This is a genomic window from Flavobacterium sp. LC2016-01 (genome assembly GCF_009711135.1).
Classification (GTDB): Bacteria; Bacteroidota; Bacteroidia; order Flavobacteriales; family Flavobacteriaceae; genus Flavobacterium.
Genome location: NZ_WMIC01000013.1, coordinates 1 through 24,326, shown reverse-complemented (window position 1 = coordinate 24,326; position 24,326 = coordinate 1). Strand labels below are relative to the sequence as shown.

Here is a 24,326-nt window from a genome sequence, read left to right as displayed (position 1 = left end):
TTGCGATATTTTTAGATTTAAATCAATAGGATTTAGAATCTGAAAAATTGGTTATTAGCAATAATTTCTTTTAAAACTTTAATGTTATTGTTGTCAATTTTCACTTTCTGATTGAATGAAGCAATGTGATTATTGTGATGAACATCTGTTCCAACAAAATTATACATTCCTTTTTTTAGAAGCTCGTCGGCAACTTTTGTGATTTCAGAGCCATAGTAACCAACAGTTGCAAGCAGATTAAGCTGAAACAAGCAGCCAGCCTTTTTTAACTTATCATATTCATTAAAATTTTTATGATAAAATAGATAACGCTCAGGATGTGCTAAAACGGGAATGTATCCTGCAACCTGAAGATCAAAAAGAATTTTATACAATTGAACAGGTGCATTCATGTACGACATTTCGACTAATACATAATTGTCTTTTAGTGTCAACAGGTTTTCGTTTTGAAAATGAGTTTCGAACCAATCATCCATGAAATATTCTGCAGCAGCCTGAAACGGAATCTTAGTGTTTTCGGCTTCCAGTAAAATTTGGGTTTCTTTATGTTTGGCAATAATTGATTCGGGTGAATTATTCCAAATGTAATGACTAATATGCGGCGTTGCTATAAATTGAGCAACACCCATTTCTTCAAAAGACTTTGCAAGTCTCGTTGTGTCTTCTATCGTTTTTGCACCATCATCGATTCCTGGCAATAAATGTGAATGGATATCTACATAATTACCCGCTAGAAGGTCCTTTAAATACGGTTTTGATTTTAAGAATGATAACATGCTGCAAAAGTAAGTAAACTACTCTATATTTTCGAACGTAAAATGGTAAACTTTTAATAATATAGGTTTTGGTTGGTAAACTAATTTTTCTATCTCAGGTATTATTTTATATTTGTTTGTGCTAATAATTTAAGGTTTTATGAAAATAAAAGAAAATTTATACAATCAAAGAATCGTTTCAATAGATGCTTTGCGAGGAATTACCATTTTTGTAATGATTTTTGTAAATGAGCTGGCAAGCATAAAAAATGTACCACAATGGATGAAACATATGCCTGCAGATGCTGATGCAATGACTTTTGTCGATGTGGTTTTTCCTGCTTTTTTGTTTATTGTTGGAATGTCAATTCCATTTGCCTTTAATGCTCGGCTGATAAAAGGAGACAGCACTAAGACGATTTGGACGCATACGCTTAAAAGAGCATTGGCTTTGATTATTATTGGCGTATTTATGGTCAATGCGGAATATGGCTATGATGCTTCAAAAATGTTTATTGCTCCGGCTTTTTGGGGATTACTAGCTTATGCAATGCCAATTCCAATTTGGAATAAATATTCGAAGGATTTTCCAATTTGGTTAAAATATACACTTCAATATGGAGGAATGCTGGTTTTGGCTGTTTTGTATTTTCTTTATATTCAGGATAACGGAGAAAGAGGAATGACGCCAAAATGGTGGGGAATCCTTGGTCTTATTGGCTGGGCATACCTTTTTACAGTTGTTTACTACTGGCTGGTTTGCGGTAGATTATGGGCAATGATTGCTTTTTTAGTTTTTTGCGTTGCAGTAAATTCATTGAATCTAATCGAAGGTTCCATAATTCATCAATCATTTTGGTCCAGTTTTGTTGCTGGACATTTAACGCATGCTTCTTTAGTAAGTGCAGGAGTTGTTATTTCGTTATTGTTTTTTGATAAGAAAATCGAAACCAAAATTAATTGGTCAGTAATTGGTTTCGCTGTTTTGTTTTTTGCTGTGGGTTATTTGTTGCGACCTTACTTTGGAATTTCAAAAATAAAAGGAACACCATCATGGACAATGTTCTCGGCCTCAATTTGTACGGTGTTGTTTTATTTTTTGCATTGGCTTATGGAAATTAAAAAACAAACAAAATGGAGTGAATTTTTTATGCCCGCGGCAGCAAATCCGCTGTTGATTTATATTTTGCCGGGTGTAATCTATTATTTCACTTTAGCTTTTAGTATTCATATAATTCCAGATTATTTTCGCGAAGGAATTCCAGGAATTATCTGGTCGTTAGTTTTTTCGACGATTATGCTTTTGGTGATGAAAATTTGCAATAAATATAAAATTCAGCTGCATTTGTAGAGGAAAAAAAATTCAAGTTTCAAGTTTCAGGTTTCAAGTTTTGTGCTGAACCTGAAACTTGAAACCTGAAATAAAAAAATCACCTGACTCTCTTAAAAGCAATAGGCCCGATTCGATCTTTATTATCAACAAAAGTTCCTTCGAGAGTATTGCCATCTTCAGATAAAATTAAAGTATGAGTTCCAGCGGTTGCCCAGCCATCAATAGGTAAAGTCACATTTACGGTGTATGTAATTGTATTTCCTACTCGTTTTCCAGTACCGCTTTCTACAAATTTTTGTCCTTTCCATTCTAAATAATGAGAAAAGATAACTGTTCCATTTTGTTCAGAAATAATGGCTACTGCATTTGCAACGCCAGAATTAATATCTGTCCAAACACCATTAATATTGATCTTTCCATCCGTAGATTTTTTTTGGCTGTAGCCGAAATTGAAAAATAATGAAGTTATTAAAAGCAAAAGGTAAAGTCTTATTTTCATGTTTTTAATTTTGAATTATAACAGATTTAATTTCTAATAAAGCTCCAGAAACAGGTTTGTAATTCACAAAGTTAAAAAACGGACGAATCATAATTAATTATTTGTTTTGAAATAAGTATTCATTCTCTCAAAGATACTTTTTCTAAAGTATTTAATTTTCTCTCAGTAAATCTTTTTAAAATAAGGCTATTGTCTTAATAAAGTTCTAAATTTGTAAGAATGCATTCTTAAAGTATTTTTAATGAGTAGTTTAAAAATAAAATTTATAATGTTTGTAATTTTTATTTCGCCATTTTGTTATTCACAAAATGATAGTACTGCCGTGGAAAGTCAAGATATTTTAGATGTTATTTATAAAATATTTAAAAAAAATGATTCAATAGCAGAGCGCAAAGATAGAAAGCTGGCTTTTTCATTATTACCTGTACCTGTTGGAGCAAACAATTCAAATGGACTGGTTGTTTCTTTCCTGACTACATTTTATTTGGGTGAAGATCATGAGACTACAAATATGTCTCAGGTTTCATTTTCTCCCTATTTTAGTTTTAGCAATCAATATGTTTTTCCTATTCAATCCTACATTTATACAAAAGACAATAAGTGGAATTTTATTGGTGATTACCGTTATATGATTTATCCACAGCTCACTTATGGGTTAGGTGATAATAATTCGAAAGAAGAAATGTCAACTTTAGACTATAAGCAGTGGCGTTTTTATCAATTTATTACACGTAAAGTAGTTGGGAATTATCGGTTGGGAATGGGTTTTCTGTATGACAATTATACTAATATTTCTGAAGAGTCCAATATTGATGAAGAGACGGATTATGTTAAATACATGAACGGAGATTTTTCAGATGAAACCTCGTTCGGATTTGCTTTTCAAGGCTTGTATGATTCCAGAAAAAACATCGTGAATCCAGAACAAGGGATGTATATTGAAGCTGATTTAAGAATAAATACAAGCGGTGTAAACGGAGACAAATGGCAGTCATTGTATTTTGATGCACGAAAATACCATTCCTTCAGTAAAACGAAACATCGTGTCTGGGCTTCTAGGGCATTTTATTGGTCTACTTTTGGAGGAAAACCTCATTATCTTGATTTGCCAAGTATTGGCTGGGACCGTGACGGAAAAACTGGACGAGGTTTTACAAAAAACAGATACCGAAGCAACGCATTGATTTATTTTGAAACAGAATATAGAACTGACATTACCAGAAACGGTTTTTTTGGTGCTGTCTTTTTTGCCAATGTTTCATCGGTTTCAAAATTGGATACGTATCAATTTGACAAATGGCATCCAGCTGTTGGGACTGGAATCCGAATTAAATGGAACAAAAAAAACAACAGTAATTTGGCACTGGATTACGGAATAAGCAAAAACGATTGGTCTTTGCGATTGGGTTTAACAGAAAATTTCTAACTTCCCCAAAAATCACCAGCCCACAATTTTCATGCAATTATCGGTAATAATTCTTAATTATAATGTAAGATACTTTCTGGAACAATGCGTTTTAAGTGTTCAGGAAGCAATCACTATGCTTGATGCTGAAATTATTGTTGTTGATAATAATTCAGAAGATGATTCCTGTTTGATGATGAAAGAGCGATTTCCTTCTGTCAAACTTATCCAAAACAAAGAAAATTTTGGGTTTCCGAAAGGAAATAATATAGGTGTTGCAGAAGCAAAAGGAAAATATATCTGTATTTTGAATCCCGATACAGTTGTCGCCGAAGATACTTTTACTAAGATTTTGGCTTTCGCCGAAGAAAAAAAAGAACTGGGAATAATTGGCTGTAAATTAATTGACGGAACTGGAAATTTTCTGCCAGAAAGCAAACGCGGCATTCCAACGCCTTGGGTAGCCTTTACAAAAGTTTTAGGTTTGTATAAAATCTTTCCGAAATGGGAAATTTTCAACCAGTATTACGCACAGCATTTGGACCAAAATCAAACCGGAAAAGTTGAAATTTTAGTGGGTGCATTTATGTTAATGGAGCGCAAACTTTATACAGATTTAAAAGGATTTGATGAAAATTGCTTTATGTATGCTGATGATGTCGATTTGTCGTATCGTTCATTGCAAAAACAAAAGATTAATTATTATTTTCATGAAACTGCAGTTTTGCATTATAAAGGAGAAAGCACCGTTAAAGACGAAAAATACATGAAGCGTTTTCAGGAAGCAATGAACTTTTTTTATCAAAAACATTTTCAGAAATCATTCTTTTTTAGCGCTTTTATTCAAATTGGTATTTGGTTTTTCGCCTTTGTTAAAATGTTTCAGGGAAAATCAAAGCGAAAACTTGTACTGGAAAAGTATATTTTTTATTCTTCAAATAGTATTTTGTCTGAAAAATTAGCTGCAATTCTAAAAAATAAAGTGGAGTTTTTAGATTTCAAAAAAGAAAAAATGGTAAATTCGTGCCACGTTTTTAAGGGTAAAAAGGTTGAGATTATTTTAGATAATCAGTACGTTTCATTCAAAAAATGTATCAAAATCATAGAAACTCTTAAAGATAAGAACGTTACTTTTAAGATTTTCCCCAAAAACACAAATTTTATTATTGGAAGCAATTCGCGAAATGACAGGGGGCAAATTGTAAAAATTGAGTAAAAAATTATATTAAATGTAATTTATATTTAAAAAATTCGGTAATTTCGCAATCTGAAAATCAAAATCACCCTTGAGGTTAACAATATGGCAAGATTTGAATTAAAACTTCCTAAAATGGGAGAAAGTGTCGCTGAAGCAACTATTACAAACTGGTTGAAAGAAGTTGGAGACAGAATTGAAGCTGATGAAGCTGTGCTGGAAATTGCGACTGATAAAGTTGACAGTGAAGTGCCAAGCGAGGTATCAGGAGTTTTAATTGAACAATTATTTGGCAAAGATGATTTAGTTCAGGTAGGACAAACTATTGCAATTATTGAAACTGAAGGTGATGCTCCAGCAGAAACAAAAGTGGAAGAAACAGCAGTTCCGGTTGCAGCAGCAGAAATTGAAAAAACAATTGAAGCGGTAAAAGAAACGGTAAGTGCTCCACAGGATTTTACTACATCTGATAAATTCTTTTCGCCATTAGTTAAAAATATAGCAAAAGAAGAAGGCGTTTCTATCGCTGAACTTGACAGTATTCAAGGTTCAGGAAAAGATGGACGTGTTACAAAAGAAGATATTTTAAAATATGTTGAAGACCGCAAAGCGGGAGTTGTTCAAGCTCCAAAAGTGGTTGAAGAAGCTCCGAAAGCAACGGTTGAAACTGCAAAAACAGTTCAGACACCAGAACCAGCAGCTCAAAAAAGCCAGCAGGCAGTTCCAGTTTCAGTAAATGGAGGCGACGAAATTATTGAAATGGACAGAATGCGTAAACTGATTTCAGGTTACATGGTAGCATCTGTACAGACTTCGGCACACGTTCAGTCGTTTATTGAAGTTGATGTAACGAACATTGTAAAATGGAGAGATAAAGTGAAAACGGCTTTTGAAAAAAGAGAAGGCGAGAAGCTGACTTTTACGCCAATTATGATGGAAGCAGTTGCAAAAGCATTAAAAGATTTTCCAGGAATGAACATTTCTGTTGATGGCGAATATATCATCAAAAAGAAAAATATAAACTTAGGAATGGCGGCAGCATTGCCAAACGGAAATTTAATTGTTCCTGTAATTAAAAATGCAGATCAGTTAAATCTTGTTGGTATGGCAAAAGCGGTTAACGATTTAGGAAACCGTGCTAAAGCTGGAAAATTGAAACCAGACGATACTCAAGGCGGAACGTATACGGTTACAAATGTGGGAACTTTTGGAAGCGTTTTTGGAACTCCAATTATCAATCAGCCACAGGTTGGAATCTTAGCACTTGGTGCAATTCGTAAAGTGCCGGCTGTTATTGAAACTCCTGAAGGCGATTTTATTGGAATCCGTCAAAAAATGTTCTTGTCACACTCTTATGATCATAGAGTTGTTGATGGTGCATTAGGTGGAAGTTTTGTAAAAAGAGTAGCAGAATATCTAGAAGCTTTTGATGTAGACAGAGATTTCTAGTCGATTCATAAATAAATTTAGAACCCGGAAAATAAAATGTTTTCCGGGTTTTTTATTAACAGGAAAAGTCGAAACATGTATTTTACCTCGGATTGATTATCGCTGTTTTTGAAAGTTAAAATTTATGAAATAGCCTTTTTGTGGGCAAAAAAATAAAAATAGGGGCGGAAAATTCGGCTTTTAAAATTATATTTGTAATCTTATAAAAATTAAAATGGAATTAAAATTAAACAAACCAATTTGCTTTTTTGATCTTGAAACAACTGGAATTGACATCGGTAAAGATCGTATCGTAGAAATTTCAATTTTTAAAGTTTTTCCAAACGGAAATAAAGAAAGTAAAACTTGGCTAGTAAATCCAACTATTCCAATTCCTCCTCAAACAACAGCTGTTCACGGAATAACCGATGAAAAAGTGGCCAACGAACCAACTTTTGCTGAATTAGCGCCGCTGGTTTATAATATGATAAAAGATAGTGATTTGGGAGGTTTTAACTCAGATCGTTTTGATATTCCGCTTTTGGCCGAAGAATTGCTTCGCGCCGGAGTTGATTTTGATATGAAAAACAAAGTTTCTGTAGATGTTCAGACCATTTTTCATAAAATGGAAGAACGTACTTTAAGTGCAGCACTAAAATTCTATTGCGGAAAAAGTCTAGAAAATGCACACTCAGCAGAAGCAGATACTATGGCGACTTACGAAATTTTAAAAGCGCAGTTAGATCGTTATCCTGAATTGGAGAACGATATGAAAGTACTTTCAGAATTTACAACCCGAAAAAAAATCGCTGATTTTGCCGGAATGATCGCTTTTGATAAAGATGACGAAGAAATATTTACTTTCGGAAAACATAAAGGAGCAAAAGTGGAGAAAATTTTAGAAACAGAGCCTGGATATTTCAGCTGGATTCAAAACGCTGATTTCCCTTTATATACCAAGAAAGTTTTAACTGGAATTAAATTAAGAAAATTAAATACTAAATAAGGTTCTAAGATACTAAGGTTCTAAGGTTCTAAGTTTTTAAGCTTGAATTCTTAGAACCTTAGAACCTTAGAATCTCAGTACCTTTAAAAAGAATGAAGATTATTTGTATCGGTAGAAATTATACCAATCATATTGCGGAATTAAAAAATGAGCGCCCGGCAGAACCTGTAGTTTTTATGAAACCTGATTCGGCAGTTTTGTTGAAACAGCATCCTTTTGTAATTCCAGAATTTTCTGAGGAAATTCATCACGAAATAGAGATAATTGTTAAAATTAATAAAGTAGGAAAGTATATTGAACCTAAGTTTGCACATAAGTATTATGACGAAATTAGTGTAGGTATCGATTTTACTGCCAGAGATTTGCAGGATAAATTAAAAGCAAAAGGATTGCCTTGGGAAAAAGCAAAGGCATTTGACGGCTCGGCAGTCATTGGAGATTTTTTACCAAAAAGTGATTTCGTTTCTATGGAAAATCTTACTTTTGAGTTAACAAACAATTCTAAAACGGTTCAAAAAGGAAATACGGGTTTGATGTTGTGGAAAATTGATGAGCTTGTATCCTATGTTTCTCAGTTTTTTACACTAAAAATTGGCGATATTATTTTTACAGGAACGCCTGAAGGTGTAGCTTCTGTAAAACCAAATGATGTTTTAGAAGGCTTTTTAGAAGATAAAAAATTATTCAGAATACAAGTAAAATAATGGCTTTAAAGTACAACCTTTCGAAAGTATATGCGCTTTCAGATAATGATCCAGAATTTGTAAACGAAATTCTTAAATTATTTGTTACTGAAGTTCCTGAAGATTTAAAACAAATCAAAGAAGGAATTAAGAAAAAGGATCATAAATATGCCTATTCCTATGCGCACAAAATAAAGCCTACATTAGACTTGATGGGCTTGAATGTGGCTTTTGAGGAAATTCTGCAAGTTGAAGCATGGACTAAAGCAGAAGGCAAGAAAAAAGATATCATCGAAACTTTTAAAAGTATTAGAATACAAGTAAAAGAAGCGATAAAAGAGATCAAAAAAGATTTTGATTTGTAAAATTATGGCGTGACCCTGTTTTTGCCCTTTAAAAAATTAGGGCAAAAACAGGGTCGGGTTATCCACTATATCTTTTGTTCCAGAAAAAATCATTTAACGAGCACTTGACGTTTGTCACAAAAGGATGCCGTTTCTACCCCTCACGCATATCGGAACACAACAACCTACTTTCTGCTAATGGTTTACAATTACTTAAGCACAAAAAATACATTTAAATGAAAGCAACCATTATAACTATTGGAGACGAAATTTTAATAGGTCAGATTATTGATACGAATTCTGGTTTTATTGCAAAATCATTAGATCGAATTGGGGTCGAGGTTACAGAAATGATTTCGATAAGTGATGATAAAAAACACATTTTAGATACATTTTCCCAGCTTCAGAATAAAGTAGATATTGTTATCATAACCGGTGGTTTAGGTCCAACAAAAGACGACATTACTAAAAAAACTTTCTGCGAATATTTTGATGATGAACTGGTTGTGAATCCAGAAGTTCTGGCGCATGTTACACAGCTTATTGAAGGTTTTTATAAAAGACCAATTTCGCAGCTGAACAAAGATCAGGCATTAGTGCCATCAACATGTACAGTGCTTCATAATCAAGTTGGAACCGCACCGGGAATGTGGATGAAGAAAGAAAATACCGTATTTGTATCGCTTCCGGGAGTTCCGTACGAGATGAAATATTTGGTTGAAGAAGAGATAATTCCTAAAATAGTTCGCGAATACAAACGTCCATATATCATTCATAAAACTATTTTGACATATGGTCAAGGGGAAAGTTTAGTTGCGGAGCGTATTGAAGAATGGGAGAATAATTTGCCTGATTTTATCAAATTGGCTTATTTGCCAAATCCGGGAAGAGTGCGTTTGCGTTTATCTGCAAGAGGAACTGATAAAGAACAATTAGAAAAAGCAATCGAAGATAATGTTCAATCTTTAGATGCGATAATTCATGATATAATAGTCGGTTACGAAGAAAATGAAACCATTGAAACCGTAATCGGCAAACTGCTTTCTAAGCAAAATAAAACAATTTCAACTGCAGAAAGCTGTACCGGAGGAAGAATTGCTTCGCTTTTGTCTTCTGTGCAAGGTTCGTCAAAATATTTTAAAGGAAGTGTGGTTTCGTACGCAACAGAAGCTAAGGTCAATGTTTTGGGCATTTCGCAGGATTTAATTGACCAATATTCGGTTGTAAGTGCACAAGTTGCATCGGCTATGGCTTTGAGCGTGAAAGAGATGCTAAAAACAGACTATGCAATTGCAACAACCGGTAACGCCGGACCGTCAAAAGGAGACTCAGATGCCGAAATTGGTGCTGTTTTTATAGCTTTGGCAACACCAGATGATATAATTGTAGAAGAATTTAACTTTGGCCAACCACGTGAAAAAGTGATAGATAGAGCTACAATTAAGAGTTTGGAAATATTACAGAAAGAAATTTTAAAAATTGTGCAATAATTTTTTGCTACAATGGTTTATTTTTCTTTTCTTTGCACCCTGATTTTGAATAACGATAAAAGATAAGTATAATGTCAAGAGTTTGTGACCTTACAGGTAAAAGAGCGATGGTAGGAAATAACGTTTCTCACGCTATGAACAAAACTAAGAGAAAGTTTTCTGTAAACTTAGTTAAAAAGCGTTTTTATCTTCCAGAAGAAGATAGATGGATTACTCTTAGAGTAGCAGCATCTACGATAAAAACAATTAATAAAAATGGAATCACTGCTGTTTTGAAAAAAGCACAGTCAGAAGGATTTATCAAATAATCTTTTCCTAAATAAATATATAGCAAGATGGCAAAGAAAGGTAATAGAATCCAAGTAATTTTAGAATGTACTGAGCACAAGACTTCTGGTGTTCCAGGAACTTCTAGATATATTACAACTAAGAACAAAAAAAATACTCCAGACAGATTAGAGATTAAGAAATTTAATCCAATCTTAAAAAGAGTAACTGTTCACAAAGAAATTAAGTAATAATTAGAGATTTTTGTAAATCTCAATGGTTTTGCCATTAGAGTTTTATAAAAGCTTCAAATAACATTTGAATCATGGCAAAGAAAACCGTAGCATCGTTACAAACATCTTCTAAGAGATTATCAAAAGCCATCAAAATGGTAAAATCTCCTAAAACTGGTGCATATACATTCGTAGAATCTATTATGGCTCCTGAAGAAGTTGATGAATTCTTGAAAAAGAAATAATTACAATTACATTATATAGAAAAGCTACTTTCATTCGGAAGTAGCTTTTTTATTACCTATATTTGTGTATAAATTTAAAGAATCGCAACAATTGGCTCTTTTTTAAAAAACAATTGCACTTTCTTTAAAGATTTAGGTTTTTGATCTGAAAATCAAGAAATCTAATAATCAAATAATCTACAAAAAAAATGAGTTTTTTTAAAAAATTATTCTCTACCGAAAAAAAAGAGACTTTAGACAAAGGTCTTGAAAAAACAAAAACTACTTTTTTCTCAAAGTTAAGTAAAGCCGTTGCCGGAAAATCTAAAGTTGATGATGATGTTTTAGATAATCTGGAAGAAGTTCTTGTAGCTTCTGATGTTGGTGTAAATACAACTTTGAAAATTATCGAGAGAATCGAAAAACGTGTTTCGGAAGATAAATATTTAGGAACTGACGAATTGAATCAGATTCTTAGAGACGAAATTGGAGCTTTATTGTCTGAAACCAATACTGGTGAAGCAACAGAATTTGAAGTTCCGAAAGATAAAAAACCTTACGTTTTAATGGTTGTTGGAGTAAATGGTGTTGGAAAAACAACAACGATCGGGAAGTTAGCATATCAATTTAAAAAAGCGGGACATAAAGTTGTTTTAGGTGCTGCTGATACTTTCCGTGCTGCTGCAATTGATCAGCTGCAAGTTTGGGCAGATCGAGTAGATGTGCCAATCGTGAGACAAAATATGGGAAGTGATCCGGCTTCGGTAGCTTTTGATACTTTACAATCTGCTGTGGCTCAAAATGCAGATGTTGTAATTATTGATACTGCTGGACGTTTGCATAATAAAATCAACTTAATGAATGAGCTGACAAAAGTAAAACGCGTGATGCAGAAAGTTGTAGCTGATGCACCTCATGATGTTCTTTTAGTTCTGGACGGTTCAACTGGTCAAAATGCTTTTGAACAGGCAAAACAGTTTACAGCAGCGACAGAAGTTACTTCGTTAGCCGTTACTAAATTGGACGGAACAGCAAAAGGCGGTGTTGTAATTGGTATTTCTGATCAGTTTAAAATTCCGGTAAAATATATTGGTGTTGGTGAAGGAATTGAAGACTTACAAGTCTTTAATAAATATGAATTCGTTGACAGTTTCTTTAAATAATATTATAATGTTTGATTCTTTAAAAAATATATCAGCAGTTGCTTTTTATTTTGCAAGCGTTGTTTGCTTTGTTTTGGCAAATTTGCTGCGAGAGAGCAGTCTTTCTTTTTACTATGTTTTATTAGTTCTAGGTATAGGTTTCTTCTTTATGGGAGTTCTTAAAAGATTGCGTAATAAGCAATAATTTATAAACGGATTTGATATGAAATACTGTTTTCTTGTTTTTCTTTTTATAGTGCTTTCATGTACACAGAGGAAAAACGGGAGTGTTGATAACAGTCAAAAAGCAGTTCAAAAAGTAATTGTGATTCAGCCTTTAGGCAGTTTTAAAAAAGAACAGGCCCAAAGAGTTTTTACAGAAATTAAGACTATAAATCCTAAAGTAGTTTTAAGGTCGAATATTTCATTTCCGGAAAATTCATATTATAAACCTAGAAATAGATATCGTGCTGATAGTATTATTAAAAGCCTTAAAAATAACATCGGAGCAGATTCTATAATTGTTGGATTATCAAATTCTGATATAAGTACAACTAAAAACGAGATAAAAGACTGGGGCGTAATGGGTTTAGGTTATAAACCGGGAAAGGCCTGCGTAGTTTCTGATTTTAGATTATCTGTCAAGAGTAAAAATCAACAATTTTATAAACTAGTGCTTCATGAACTTGGTCATACGGCAGGTTTGCCTCATTGCAAAATAAAAAGCTGTTTGATGCGCGATGCAGAAGGAGGAAATCCGCTGGATCAAGAAAAAAGCTTCTGCAAGGATTGCAAAAGCTTTTTGAAAAGTAAAGGATGGCAACTAATTTAAATTGCAGATTTCTGATGTTTTACTGATACAAAGCATTAATCTTTTCCCACAAAGTTTTATCGAAGTCAGACAGAGCAAGATTTTCATTGTCGGCAGCGTCTCCCATTCTAATTACAACCATTTTTTTACTTGGAATCACATAGATTTTTTGATCGTTTTTTCCTAAAGCCATAAACATATCGTTTGGAGCTGTTGGAATTACGCTTCCTTGAAAAGTGAGCTGTGACTGCGGAAGGTGATAAGAAGTTTTTCCGTTTATCCACCATAAATAGCCATAACCTAAATTGATATTTTGAGAAGTTGTGGTTGCTTCGTTAAAATAAGCTTCGTTTAAGATGGTATTGTTTTCCCATTTTCCTTTATTAAGTATTAAAAGTCCGAAACGTGCCATGCTTCTTGATGTGCTTGTGTAAACACTGTTTACGTCAATTTGAACCCAAGTGCCATCCATTCCGATTTTGTCTCTTAATTTGCTGTTGAAATAGGTTTCCCAGCTTTGTCCGCTTGCTTTTTTTACCACATCTTGAAGTTTTACATATACATTGTGATACGCCCAGCGTGTTCCTGCATCGGCTTTATAGATTAAACTGGCTGGATCTACATCATCTGTACTGTCATCAAGACCAGATGTCATAGTTAATAAATGTTTGCAGGTAATTAAATTTTCTTTTGCAAGTGTTTCGTTAGTCCATCCTGTACCCAGATATTTTGAAACTTTATCATTTATATTTAATAAATTTTCTTGTTGTGCAATTCCGGTAACGGTTGAAGTCAATGTCTTTCCGGCGCTGGCCCAATACCAATTTGTGGATGCTGTGTGTTTGTTGAAATAGTTTTCTAAAACTATTCGGCCATTCACTAGAATAATAAATGATTTCGAATTTTTAAGCTGCAAGTAATCCAAAAGCGGTTGGACGGCATTTTGATTCCATTTTAGATCAGCTATTGATTTTGTTTCCCAATTTGTTCCAGTTAAAGGCGGAAAATACATACTTTCGGCTGGGGCGGTGTCAGGTTCAGCGGTTTCTTTGCTGCAGGCTGTAAACAATAAGATTGTCAGGATGATACAAAAAGTTTTAGTCATGTTTTTTTGGTTTTGGTTTGGGGTTTGACCAAAAATATGGAAAATAGTTTAATGGGTTTTGTAAATTTTTATTTCTTTTATATGATATAAAGTTACCTTTGTAATTCACTAAATTTTCTTTTGAAAACGGGAGCCCTAGCCCTGATGGAAGCGGCATCCTTTTGTGCCGGGGTTCGGCGCAAAAGATACAGCGTACAGCAGGAAACAGCTCCTAACTCTTCGACTCCGCTCAGAGTGACAATATTGAATTTAAAAAACAAACTATGAAAAACACTTTTATGATTTTGGTTTTATCACTTTTGATGATAAGCTGTAAACAAGAAATTAAACCAGCAGACATCGCAAAACTAAATGGTTATTGGGAAATTGAAAAAGTGGTTTTTGATAAAGGTGAAGAGAAAGCTTATGGGATGAATGAAAACTTTGATTTTTTTAAAATTACGGGTACGAAAGGAACGAGGACAAAAGTAATGGCACAGCTTGATGGAACTTTTTTGACGACTAATACGTTTGAAAATTTATCCGTTCGATTTACAGATAAGGGGACGTTTTTAGATTATAAAACGAATTATGCAAAGTGGAGCGAGGAATTGATTTCGATTTCGGATAAGGAATTTGTGGTAAAAAATGACCAAAATAAAGAATATCATTATAAAAAAGCAGCACCTATTAATATTTTGAACGATGGCAAAAAGACTAAATAACGAAAGTACAATTGGGGCTGTTTTGAAGCAGATTATTCAGGTTAATAAACTACAGCCCGGAATGGATCAGATTGACGTAAAAGAGGCGTGGGGAAACTTAATGGGGAATGGAGTAAAAACATACACAAGAAATGTTGTTTTGAAAGGAAGCACGCTTTATGTTGAATTAGGTTCGGCTGTTTTAAGAGAAGAATTAAGCCACGGAAAATCTAAAATCATTAAGATGATTAATGAAGAGTTAGGGCGTGATGTGGTGAAGGATGTAGTTTTACGTTAGACTTGCTTAGACTTCTTAGAATTTTAGACTGACTTAGATTATTTAATAAAAAAATAAATTGATTAAAAAACAAAACCCACTTCATTGAAGTGGGTTTTGTTTTTATGTGATTCTAAGAAATCTAAATCAGTCTAAAATTCTAACTTTCTAAGAAGTCTAAATTAGAATTGCTCTCTTCCAGCAAAGTGGAATGCACCTTCGATAGCAGCGTTTTCGTCGCTGTCAGAACCGTGAACTGCATTTTCTCCGATAGAAGTTGCGTATGCTTTACGAATAGTTCCTTCAGCAGCTTCAGCTGGGTTTGTAGCTCCAATTAAAGTTCTGAAATCTTCTACTGCGTTGTCTTTTTCTAAAATTGCAGCAACAATTGGTCCGCGTGACATGAATTCAACTAATTCTCCGTAGAAAGGTCTTGCAGCGTGAACAGCATAAAATGCTTGAGCATCAGCTACAGTTAATTGAGTTAATTTTAATGAAACGATTTTGAAACCTCCATTAGTAATCATTGCTAAGATATTCCCGATGTGTCCGTTTGCAACAGCATCTGGTTTAATCATTGTAAAAGTTCTATTTGTTGCCATTTTATTGTGCTTTTTAAATTTTGTGCAAAAGTAGACTTTTTTTATGAATTGATTTTAATAAATTCATAATTAAAAGATAGCAGAATGATGTTTTAACTAAGAAATGTTTTTTTAAACCGTATTTGTAGAGATGCACAGCAGTGCATCTAACGCACAGTTGATTTATAATGAAAAAAAGACGCACTGCTGTGCGTCTCTACATATATGGTAGAAATTTTTAAACTTTGAATATTAATTTATTTCTGTAGAAAATCCACAAAATAAAAGTCCAGATGCATACGTAAATCAGTGCGCCTGCCAACGAAGCGCTCATAGGATTGCTGAAAAATGGTGCAATACCAAAGTTATACAGATAGCTTAAAAGATTGATTTTTTCTTCAGGTTTATGCGGATTTTGAAATTCAATCATTATCAGAGCCTGCGGAATAATCTGTGATGTGAAGAAAACAATCATAGGGTTTACGCCCCAGATTAAAAATGGTTTGAAGCCTTTTTTATAATCTGCAATATCGATTATATAGTATAAAATAGTAAAGAATATTGTTGCTAATCCAGTTGTATATAAAACATAACTGCTTGTCCAGATGGATTTGTTTATAGGGAAAACAACGTCCCAGATTAAGCCGAAAAAAATTAGTGCAGTTCCTGCAATCCCCATTTTTTGGGCTTTTTGAATTTTGGTTATGTCAAGCTGTAAGACTTTGCCAATCAGTAATCCTATAATTCCGTTTACAATTGACGGGATTGTACTTAGAATTCCTTCTGGATCCCAAGTTACTGTACCGTGGTACATGTGTCCTTTTAGTAAAACACCGTCAAGCCATGCAGCAAGATTTGTTCCTTTTTCGAGATTGGCTTCTCCGATTCCGGGAACAGGAATCAGCGTCATTACTGCCCAATATCCTAGTAATAAAACAGCTCCGGTAATGATTTGCGTTTTTTGAGATGTTTTTAAGTATAAAAGGGAAACCACAAAATAGACAATTGCGATTCGTTGTAAAACGCCTGGAAGCCTTACATCTTGATACGCTTCGATACCGCTGTAAGCCAGAAACAAATAAATAAACAGAATTGAAAAGGCTAAAATGTTTTTGATTTTTGAACTGAAACTTCTCATTAATGCATAACCAACTCCAATTGTTATAGCTAAACGCCCAATTAAAAGCGGTATTCCTTCAAGGCCAAATAACTGAATTTTACCGAAAAAATTAAAGAAGATTCCGAGGCAGAACATTCTTAAAGAACGAATCAAAATTTTATTGAAGGTGGTGTCGTCATAAAATTTATCTGGCATTGCAAGCGGAATTGCAACTCCCATAATAAATACAAAAAATGGAAAAACTAAATCGGTTGGTGTGCAGCCGTTCCATTCGGCGTGCAATAATGGCGGATAAACATGGCCCCAGTCTCCGGGATTGTTTACAATTGTCATTAATAAAATAGTTAGTCCACGAAAGACATCTAGCGAAATTAAGCGTTCTTTTACCATTGGTTTAGGGTAAATTGGTTAGTTAATATTTTTAAAAATCGCTATTTGGTTTGAAGAATAATAATTCTGAGAAGATAGGTGGTTATTTGGTTCTCGAGAATTATTATGTTTTTTTGCCACGAATTCACGAATTTATCAAATTAAAATTCGTGAATTCGTGGCTGTTTTTTTTTAAATTGTTATAATATTAAAATTCATTTCTAACGGTTTCAGTTTCTGTATTAAAAGCGGTATTAACTGTTCGCCTTTTTCCAGATAAAATTCAGAAAAATTACTTTGACGTTCCTGTAAACTGTTGTTTGGGAACAGCTCACATTGTAAATCGGTTATGCGCTGTAATTGATCACTTAATTTTCTTTTTTGTGCTTTTAATAATCGCTTTTCTAAATTCTCTAAACCTTTTGTCTGTTTTGTTTCCTGAGCTTTTACGGCACCAGAAAAAGATTTGTCAGTTTGATTGGCCAGATTAAAAAGATATTCAAATTGTGTTTTCAATATCTCTTTTTGAGGCGTTAAATCAATTGGAAAATCAGAGATTTTATACGTTATAGCATTTACTAAATTTTCTTGTTTTGTAAATAAATCTTTCCAAGTCAATCCTAAATTATCCGCTTTTTTAGCTTGTTTTTCTGTTGAAAGAAGAACCGAATTACGCACTAAAAGCATTGGGAAAGTAATATTTACAGCATCAAAAAATGATTTTAATTCCAACCAATAAGCAATTTCTCCGCCTCCGCCAATGTAGCATAAATTAGGAAGAATAATTTCCTGATACAACGGACGCATAATTACATTTGGACTGAATTTCTCTGGATTTTTTTCTAGAACCTGAAAAATTTCGTCTTTGGAAAATGATATTTTGGTATTGTTAACGAAGTATTTATCGTTTTCAAAAATGATCCTTTCGCGTAAATGATCTTCAATGTAAAACAAATTAATTTCACGCGGATTTACCTGAACTGTATATTCTTTTAGTGATTCAATTGTTTTTTGAACCGCGTTAAAAGAGGTCTGTTTTTCTAATTCTTCCTTAATAAACGGAATAAAAGCTTGTTTTAAATTAGCATCGTCCGCATCTAAAATTACCAAGCCATAATTCGCAAATAAACTGTTGGCTAAAAAACGAGTTGCATCGGCTAGATTATCGTGTTTTAAATACGCATCTTCAAAAAGCTTTTTTAATGTATTTGCATTAGTATTCGAACCTAATTCTAAGGAATAAATTTCGAAAAATTCGGCTAAACCTTCAGTTGAAAGTCGGCCAACTGGGCCTGTACTTTCTTTGTTCCATCTGAATTTTTTTCCTTTGAAATTGAAATAGTTGATTTCTTCAAAATCATGATCTTCAGTTGCCATCCAATAAATCGGAACAAAATTATTTGACGGATATTTTGACTTTAATTCTTTGGTCAAATTAATTGTCGAAATAATTTTATACAAAAAATACAAAGGTCCGCTAAATAAATTTAATTGATGGCCGGTTGTTATAGTAAAAGTGTTTTCTGATGCTAAAAGTTCGATATTTTGTCTGGTCAAATCCGAAATATCAATATTTTGATATTGCTTTTTTAACGTTTCAACCAAGGGAATTCGGTTGCTGTTGTCAAAATTCGATTGTTTTTCCTGGATTTGTTTTTCGAAATTCTCCAATGTTGGAAAATTATTATATAAAGATTGCAGCGCTGGTTTTTGATCTAAATAATCTTGTATCAAGGCAGAGAAATATCCTGAAGTTTGATAGCTGATACAGTCGGTAGGCATAATTTTAGATTTATTTTTGATAGCTGTAAATTTAATGAAAATATACAGTTAAAAACGTTTTTAACGATTGCTTATGATTTGATTTTTTGTTAACGTTTATTAAAGTTCATAAAACCAAGTTTTTAGTTTTAATCAAAATGTCTTTTTATAAAATGTAAAACTCATTGAATTTGTTAAAAAGTAATTGGTGTTCTGAAACTATTTCTGTAAAATATGAATTATTAATAATGAAACTATATTTTTGTAATCAAAAAAAAGTTATATCTATTTTACATGAAAACTAACCCCGATCAGAAGAACTCTTTAAAACATGTTCTTTTTGGAAGCTTAATAGGCACCACAATTGAATTTTTTGATTTTTATATTTATGCCAATGCTGCAGTATTGGTCTTTCCTCAATTATTTTTTCCAAGCGCCGATTCGACTATGGCGACGCTGCAATCTTTAGCTACTTTTTCAATCGCTTTTTTATCGCGTCCTTTAGGCTCCGCTTTTTTTGGGCATTATGGAGATAAAATTGGACGTAAATTTACTTTAGTCGCTGCTTTGTTAACTATGGGAATTTCTACAGTTGCGATTGGATTTTTGCCAAGTCATGCCAGTATTGGTATTGCGGCTCCTTTATTGTTAATGCTGTGCCGATTTGGACAAGGTGTTGGTTTAGGAGGAGAGTGGGGCGGAGCTGTTTTATTGGCGATTGAAAACGCACCTCCAAATAAACGTGCATGGTACGGAATGTTCCCGCAATTAGGTGCTCCAATAGGATTACTGCTTTCAGGCGGTACTTTTTTATTCCTGACCGACTCAATGAGCAATGAAGATTTTATGGATTATGGATGGAGAATTCCGTTTATTGCCAGTTCACTTTTGGTAATAGTTGGCTTTTACATTCGAACAAAAATTAACGAAACACCATCTTTTGAAAATTCTAAAAAAGAGAAGGAAGAAGTTAAAGTTCCATTTTTAACAATTGTAAAGTCATATAAAAACCAATTGATTTTTGGAACATTTGCTGCGATTACAACGTTTTTAGTTTTTTATTTAATGACTGTATTTACTTTGAGCTGGGCAACGTCTGATTTAGGAATCGTAAAACGAGACGGATTATTGATACAATTATTTTCGGTATTGTTTTTTGCACTTTTTATTCCAGTTTCGGCTGTAGTTGCAGATAAAATAGGTCGCCGTAAAATGCTTATTATAGCTACAATTGCGATCGCTATTTTTGGATTTTTCTTTTCTTATTTTTTAAGTACTGGAAATATTGCTTTAGTTGCCACTTTTGCTTGTATCGGTATGGCTTTAATGGGATTCACTTATGGGCCGTTAGGAACGTTTTTGTCGGAATTGTTTCCAACAAATGTTCGTTATTCGGGCGCATCTTTGACTTTTAATTTGGCCGGAATTTTGGGCGCGGCTTTTGCACCTATGATAGCAATTTATTTAGCCTCCACCTATAGTGTCAGTTACGTTGGTTTGTATTTGACTGGAGCTGCTTGTATTTCTTTATTTTCATTTTTAGTAATTAGTAAAGAAGAACATAAATTTTAAAGATTATTTATAGATATCAAAAAGCAGTAATGTAAAAAATTACTGCTTTTTTTTTGCTAATTAAAAAAGTATTTAGATATTTGTCTAAATATGTAAATGATGAATGACGTTTTTAAAGCATTAAATGATGCAACGCGAAGAGAAATTTTAGAGCTTTTGAAAGAAAAGGATTTATCAGCAGGAGAAATTGCTGATGCTTTCAATATTTCAAAACCTAGTATTTCGCATCATTTAGACATTTTAAAACGCGCCGACTTAATTACATCCGAAAAAAACGGACAATACATCTTTTATTCTATAAATACCACCATTATGGAAGATGTTTTGCAATGGATACTAACCTTTAAAAAATAAAAAATGAATTTAGAATTAAAAAAAGAACTTCCAATTATTGGAATTGTTCTGATCCCCTTTGCGTATTTGGCATTTATTTGGAACAGTCTTCCAGAAAAAGTACCAGTTCACTGGAATATGAATGGCGAAATTGATAGTTGGGGAAGCAAGTCTTTTTTGGTTGTAATCGTTTTTATTCTTCCTGTACTAATGTATGCTGTAATGTTTGCTGCAGCAAAATTAGATCCTAAAAAAAGGATTTCTTTAATGGGAAAAAAGTTTTATAACTTGAAGTTTTTTATGGTTTCGTTTATGTCCGCACTGGCCGTATTTCTTCTATATGTTTCAAAAAACCAGTCGGCTTCAAATCCAAATTTAATGTATATTCTGGTAGGGATTTTATTAATGGTTATGGGGAATTATTTTAAAGTGATTCAGCCCAATTATTTTATCGGAATCCGAACTCCATGGACGCTTGAAAGCCAGGAAGTTTGGAAAGCTACGCATACATTTGCTGGGAAGCTTTGGTTTTTTGGCGGTTTGATTATCGTTCTTGGCGGTATCATTTTTTCGGGTTTTATTTTCGCAAAGGCCTTTGTTGGGATCGGATTTACTTTAGCCTTTGTGCCGGTCGCGTACTCTTTTATCAAATTTAAACAATTGGAGAAAAAACAAGAAAATCATAATTCTTAATTATTAATAGCACTTTATTTATTTCAATACAAATGATAAAAACAATACTTATTATAATTACCGCTTTATTTTCATTTATAATGAACGGGCAGGAAATTACAGGACAATGGAATGGACTTTTGAAAGTGCCGGGCACTCAATTAAGAGTCGTATTTCATGTTAATAAAACAGAAAATGGATATAGTGCGACAATGGATAGTCCCGATCAGAAAGCTATAGGAATTCCGATGGAAAAAGCATCTTTCGAAAATTCTGTCTTAAAATTAGAAATGCCGAAAGCTCAGATTTCGTATGAAGGAACTTTGAATAAAGACAATATTATTATTGGAAAATTTACGCAGGGAGGACAATCTTTAGAACTTAATTTATCGAAAGAAATTATTCAGAAACAAGTTTTTGCGAGACCTCAGGAACCTCAAAAACCGTATCCGTATTATACTGAAGATGTGAAATTCGAAAATAAAACAGATAAAGTTGTTTTGGCTGGAACTTTATCGCTTCCTAAAAAAGAAGGCAATTTTCCAGCTGTAATTTTGATTAGTGGAAGTGGAGGACAAAATAGAGACGGAGAAACTCTAGGACACAAACCATTTCTGATTTTAGCCGATTTTTTGACCAAAAATGGTTTTGCAGTATTGCGTTTTGATGATCGCGGTGTTGCTCAATCTACAGGAGATATTTCAAAAGCCACAACTGCTGATTTTGCGAGAGATGTTCAGGCCGGAGTTGATTATTTACAAACCAGAAAAGAAATTAATAAAAATAAAATTGGATTAATTGGTCATAGCGAAGGCGGGGTAATTGCGCCAATTGTTGCTGGAAATTCAAAAGCAATCGATTTTATTGTTTTGCTGGCAGGACCTGGACTTCGTGGTGATAAATTAGTGCTTCTGCAAAAAGAAGCGATTGAAAGAGTAAATGGAGTTTCAGAAAGTGACATTCAAAAATCGCAGGAAATTTTTAGAGGTGCTTATGATATTATCATTGCATCTGAGACAAATGATGAAAATTTGAAAAAAAATGTAAAGGATTTCTTTGCATCAAAATTGAATGAGGATTATGCAAAATCATTAACCGCACAAATTACAAATAACTGGATGTATTATTTTTTAAGAATGGATCCGGCGGTAAATTTAGCAAAAGTAAAATGCCCAGTCTTAGCACTTAACGGCAGTAAAGATTTGCAAGTTCCTGCAACTGTCGATTTAGAAGCTATTAAAAAAACGTTGCTAAAAGCAGGAAATAAAAATGTAACAACGAAAGAACTTGCTGATTTAAATCATGCGTTCCAAGAATGTAAAACAGGTTCTCCTGAAGAATATGAAAAAATTGAACAGACTTTTTCGCCTTTGGCTTTAGAAGAAATATCCAGCTGGATGGTGCTGCAGACAAAATAAATAAATTTTCGGTTTAGGAATTGAAGTTCGCATTGATTTAAAGAGAAAAATTTAAATCAATGCGAACTTTGTCATTTAATTTATCTTTTCAAACTAAAATGACCTTTAAATTCTGTTCCATTTAATCTTGTAACAATAAACCAGTAATCTGAAGCTGGCTGTTCTTGTCCAAGATAATTTCCATCCCACGAAGTATTTTTATTCAGTTCTTTAATGAATTTCCCATATCGGTTAAATATTCTAATTCCTGTATTTGGAGCCAAATAGGCAAAATTAATTGTCCAATCGTCATTATAGCCATCACCATTTGGAGTAAAGAATTTTGGAAAAGGAAGTTCTTCAACAAGATTAATGCAATTTCCAGCCGTTGCTTCTAACACTGAAATTTTTACTGGAATTCGGTCGCTTTCGCAATTATTTATTGTTTCTGAAACGTAATAAGTCACTCCATTTTCAAGCAAAGTTGATTCTGATAAACTTATATTAGAAGTTATACTTTCGAACCATTTCAGATTCTCTCCAGAAACCTCAATGTCGCTAAGTTTTGCTTTCTGCTGCATACAGAAAATCTGAGGTGAATCAACAATTGGATTTTGTGTGTCTTGAATTTTTACAGAAACTGCAAATCTTTGGCTCTCACAATTGTTTAGCGTTTGCGTCGCATAATAAACGCTGTTTTTTAATAGAGCGGTTTGAGGTAAAATAGTTCCAGCATTGGCCGAATCATACCATTTAATATTTGTTCCCGAAACAGAAAGATTAGCAATTACTGCATTTTCATCAACACAAAATTCCTGGCTTTTATTTCCAGTTGGAATAGCAGTGTCATAAACCCGAATTGAAACGGCTGTCTTGTCACCTTCGCATCCAATAGTCTGTGAAGCGTAGTACGTTTTATTATCTTCTAAAACCGTAGTATTTGGTAAAGCCGATGCAGACAAATTGGTACCGTACCATTTTATATTCTGTCCTGATATTTGAATATTGCTTAGTGTTGCATTTTCATTTTTACAGAATACCTGATTTGCATTTGCTGTTGGGGCAGACGGCGTATTTACAATTGAAACAGTTATACCAAATCTTGGCCCCTCGCAATTATTTACGGTTTGAGATGCGTAATACATTCTTCCGTTTACCAGATTTGTTGTTTCGGCTAATAAAGAACCGTTGGTAAGTGAATCATACCATTTTATTGAAGTTCCTGTTACCTGAATATTCGCAATTGTAGAATTTTGACCAGTGCAAAACGACTGATTTGCATTTCCTGTTGGAGGGGAAGTAACTTGAATATTGATTTTCACCGGAACTCTTTCACTTTCGCATCCGTTTATAGTTTGTGAAGCATAATAGGTTGTTTTGTCCTGAAGCACAGTTGTCGTTGGTACAAGTGTTCCTGCTGTTAAGTCACCGTACCATTTTATATTTTGTCCAGTAATTTGAATGTCATTCAATTTTGCGTTTTGTTCAACACAAAAAGTCTGTACAGCGTTTGCGGTTGGCAATGGCTGACTTGAAATAATTACAGTTTGATTTTGTGTTGCTGAATTTCCGTTACCATCATTATAATTCCAAACAATGGTGTACGTTCCTGGTAAACTGTAAGATAATGGACTTGTAGTT

The 24,326-nt window shown here is 33.5% G+C and carries 26 protein-coding genes; 19 read left to right on the top strand and 7 right to left on the bottom strand.

The annotated features are described in order from the left end of the window. Positions 1-32: 32 nt before the first annotated feature. On the bottom strand, positions 33-776 hold the full coding sequence (locus GKZ88_RS21055) for a CpsB/CapC family capsule biosynthesis tyrosine phosphatase (protein ID WP_155104278.1): 744 nt from the start codon (positions 774-776) through the stop codon (positions 33-35). 139 nt (positions 777-915) lie between these two features. Between GKZ88_RS21055 and GKZ88_RS21050 the strand changes: the two genes are divergently transcribed. Further along, entirely contained in the window at positions 916-2,106 is a 1,191-nt protein-coding gene (locus tag GKZ88_RS21050) for a DUF5009 domain-containing protein (protein WP_155104277.1), read from the top strand. A 79-nt stretch (positions 2,107-2,185) separates the two neighbouring features. Here GKZ88_RS21050 and GKZ88_RS21045 read toward each other — a convergent pair whose 3' ends face one another. Beyond that, positions 2,186-2,587 (bottom strand): hypothetical protein, encoded by a 402-nt coding sequence (locus GKZ88_RS21045; RefSeq protein WP_155104276.1) that lies wholly within the window; start codon positions 2,585-2,587, stop codon positions 2,186-2,188. Between the two features lie 241 nt (positions 2,588-2,828). Between GKZ88_RS21045 and GKZ88_RS21040 the strand changes: the two genes are divergently transcribed. The 12 genes from GKZ88_RS21040 to GKZ88_RS20985 all read left to right on the top strand — a co-directional run bounded on the left by GKZ88_RS21040 (position 2,829) and on the right by GKZ88_RS20985 (position 12,836). Next, on the top strand, positions 2,829-4,013 hold the full coding sequence (locus tag GKZ88_RS21040) for a hypothetical protein (protein WP_230392571.1): 1,185 nt from the start codon (positions 2,829-2,831) through the stop codon (positions 4,011-4,013). Positions 4,014-4,044: 31 nt separating this feature from the next. After that, a complete protein-coding gene (locus tag GKZ88_RS21035) occupies positions 4,045-5,208 on the top strand; it encodes a glycosyltransferase family 2 protein (RefSeq protein ID WP_155104275.1) in 1,164 nt (387 codons plus the stop codon). A gap of 84 nt (positions 5,209-5,292) precedes the next feature. Then, complete coding sequence (locus tag GKZ88_RS21030) at positions 5,293-6,636, top strand: dihydrolipoamide acetyltransferase family protein (protein WP_155104274.1); 1,344 nt, start codon at positions 5,293-5,295, stop codon at positions 6,634-6,636. 214 nt (positions 6,637-6,850) lie between these two features. Next, positions 6,851-7,621 (top strand): 3'-5' exonuclease, encoded by a 771-nt coding sequence (locus GKZ88_RS21025; RefSeq protein WP_155104273.1) that lies wholly within the window; start codon positions 6,851-6,853, stop codon positions 7,619-7,621. Between the two features lie 92 nt (positions 7,622-7,713). Continuing rightward, positions 7,714-8,325: a fumarylacetoacetate hydrolase family protein gene (locus tag GKZ88_RS21020; RefSeq protein ID WP_133524700.1), complete on the top strand. Its 612-nt coding sequence runs from the start codon at positions 7,714-7,716 to the stop codon at positions 8,323-8,325. Continuing rightward, positions 8,325-8,669 carry an Hpt domain-containing protein gene (locus GKZ88_RS21015; protein WP_155104272.1) on the top strand — a complete coding sequence of 115 codons (345 nt, stop codon included), beginning with the start codon at positions 8,325-8,327 and terminating at the stop codon, positions 8,667-8,669. The genes GKZ88_RS21020 and GKZ88_RS21015 overlap by 1 nt, the downstream gene beginning before the upstream one ends. 215 nt (positions 8,670-8,884) lie before the next feature. Next, complete coding sequence (locus GKZ88_RS21010) at positions 8,885-10,138, top strand: CinA family nicotinamide mononucleotide deamidase-related protein (RefSeq protein WP_155104271.1); 1,254 nt, start codon at positions 8,885-8,887, stop codon at positions 10,136-10,138. Positions 10,139-10,209: 71 nt separating this feature from the next. After that, positions 10,210-10,446 carry a 50S ribosomal protein L28 gene (rpmB, locus tag GKZ88_RS21005; protein WP_008468080.1) on the top strand — a complete coding sequence of 79 codons (237 nt, stop codon included), beginning with the start codon at positions 10,210-10,212 and terminating at the stop codon, positions 10,444-10,446. Between the two features lie 27 nt (positions 10,447-10,473). Beyond that, positions 10,474-10,656 carry a 50S ribosomal protein L33 gene (rpmG, locus tag GKZ88_RS21000; RefSeq protein WP_008253902.1) on the top strand — a complete coding sequence of 61 codons (183 nt, stop codon included), beginning with the start codon at positions 10,474-10,476 and terminating at the stop codon, positions 10,654-10,656. 74 nt (positions 10,657-10,730) lie between these two features. After that, positions 10,731-10,883 carry a DUF4295 domain-containing protein gene (locus tag GKZ88_RS20995; protein WP_008468081.1) on the top strand — a complete coding sequence of 51 codons (153 nt, stop codon included), beginning with the start codon at positions 10,731-10,733 and terminating at the stop codon, positions 10,881-10,883. 188 nt (positions 10,884-11,071) lie between these two features. After that, positions 11,072-12,025 (top strand): signal recognition particle-docking protein FtsY, encoded by a 954-nt coding sequence (ftsY, locus tag GKZ88_RS20990; RefSeq protein ID WP_155104270.1) that lies wholly within the window; start codon positions 11,072-11,074, stop codon positions 12,023-12,025. 202 nt (positions 12,026-12,227) lie between these two features. Next, positions 12,228-12,836, top strand: a complete 609-nt coding sequence (locus GKZ88_RS20985) for a Zn-dependent protease (protein ID WP_155104269.1) — start codon at positions 12,228-12,230, stop codon at positions 12,834-12,836. 19 nt (positions 12,837-12,855) lie between these two features. Here the strand turns inward: GKZ88_RS20985 and GKZ88_RS20980 are convergent, their stop codons facing one another. Further along, positions 12,856-13,920, bottom strand: a complete 1,065-nt coding sequence (locus GKZ88_RS20980; protein WP_155104268.1) for a serine hydrolase — start codon at positions 13,918-13,920, stop codon at positions 12,856-12,858. A 263-nt stretch (positions 13,921-14,183) separates the two neighbouring features. Between GKZ88_RS20980 and GKZ88_RS20975 the strand changes: the two genes are divergently transcribed. Both GKZ88_RS20975 and GKZ88_RS20970 read left to right on the top strand, forming a co-directional pair. Then, on the top strand, positions 14,184-14,624 hold the full coding sequence (locus GKZ88_RS20975; protein WP_155104267.1) for a hypothetical protein: 441 nt from the start codon (positions 14,184-14,186) through the stop codon (positions 14,622-14,624). Beyond that, the gene (locus tag GKZ88_RS20970; protein WP_155104266.1) at positions 14,605-14,901 is read left to right on the top strand and encodes a DUF721 domain-containing protein; all 297 of its coding nucleotides are present in this window, start codon (positions 14,605-14,607) and stop codon (positions 14,899-14,901) included. The genes GKZ88_RS20975 and GKZ88_RS20970 overlap by 20 nt, the downstream gene beginning before the upstream one ends. Before the next feature lie 161 nt (positions 14,902-15,062). Here GKZ88_RS20970 and GKZ88_RS20965 read toward each other — a convergent pair whose 3' ends face one another. From GKZ88_RS20965 to bshC, 3 genes are all read right to left on the bottom strand, one after another. Further along, positions 15,063-15,482 (bottom strand): nucleoside-diphosphate kinase, encoded by a 420-nt coding sequence (locus GKZ88_RS20965; protein ID WP_026984871.1) that lies wholly within the window; start codon positions 15,480-15,482, stop codon positions 15,063-15,065. A gap of 217 nt (positions 15,483-15,699) precedes the next feature. Further along, positions 15,700-16,971, bottom strand: a complete 1,272-nt coding sequence (locus tag GKZ88_RS20960) for a DUF5009 domain-containing protein (RefSeq protein WP_155104265.1) — start codon at positions 16,969-16,971, stop codon at positions 15,700-15,702. 171 nt (positions 16,972-17,142) lie between these two features. Further along, positions 17,143-18,732, bottom strand: coding sequence for a bacillithiol biosynthesis cysteine-adding enzyme BshC (gene bshC / locus GKZ88_RS20955; RefSeq protein WP_155104264.1), 1,590 nt, complete (start codon positions 18,730-18,732; stop codon positions 17,143-17,145). A gap of 273 nt (positions 18,733-19,005) precedes the next feature. Here bshC and GKZ88_RS20950 point away from each other — a divergent pair, with 273 nt between their 5' ends. The 4 genes from GKZ88_RS20950 to GKZ88_RS20935 all read left to right on the top strand — a co-directional run bounded on the left by GKZ88_RS20950 (position 19,006) and on the right by GKZ88_RS20935 (position 22,706). After that, the gene (locus tag GKZ88_RS20950; RefSeq protein WP_155104263.1) at positions 19,006-20,283 is read left to right on the top strand and encodes an MFS transporter; all 1,278 of its coding nucleotides are present in this window, start codon (positions 19,006-19,008) and stop codon (positions 20,281-20,283) included. Positions 20,284-20,382: 99 nt separating this feature from the next. Beyond that, positions 20,383-20,637: an autorepressor SdpR family transcription factor gene (locus GKZ88_RS20945; RefSeq protein ID WP_155104262.1), complete on the top strand. Its 255-nt coding sequence runs from the start codon at positions 20,383-20,385 to the stop codon at positions 20,635-20,637. 3 nt (positions 20,638-20,640) lie between these two features. After that, positions 20,641-21,309, top strand: coding sequence for an SdpI family protein (locus tag GKZ88_RS20940; RefSeq protein ID WP_155104261.1), 669 nt, complete (start codon positions 20,641-20,643; stop codon positions 21,307-21,309). Positions 21,310-21,341: 32 nt separating this feature from the next. Next, positions 21,342-22,706, top strand: a complete 1,365-nt coding sequence (locus tag GKZ88_RS20935; RefSeq protein WP_155104260.1) for an alpha/beta fold hydrolase — start codon at positions 21,342-21,344, stop codon at positions 22,704-22,706. An 80-nt stretch (positions 22,707-22,786) separates the two neighbouring features. Here the strand turns inward: GKZ88_RS20935 and GKZ88_RS20930 are convergent. Further along, positions 22,787-24,326 (bottom strand): T9SS type B sorting domain-containing protein (locus GKZ88_RS20930; protein WP_155104259.1); only part of this gene is annotated, 1,540 nt, incomplete at its 5' end.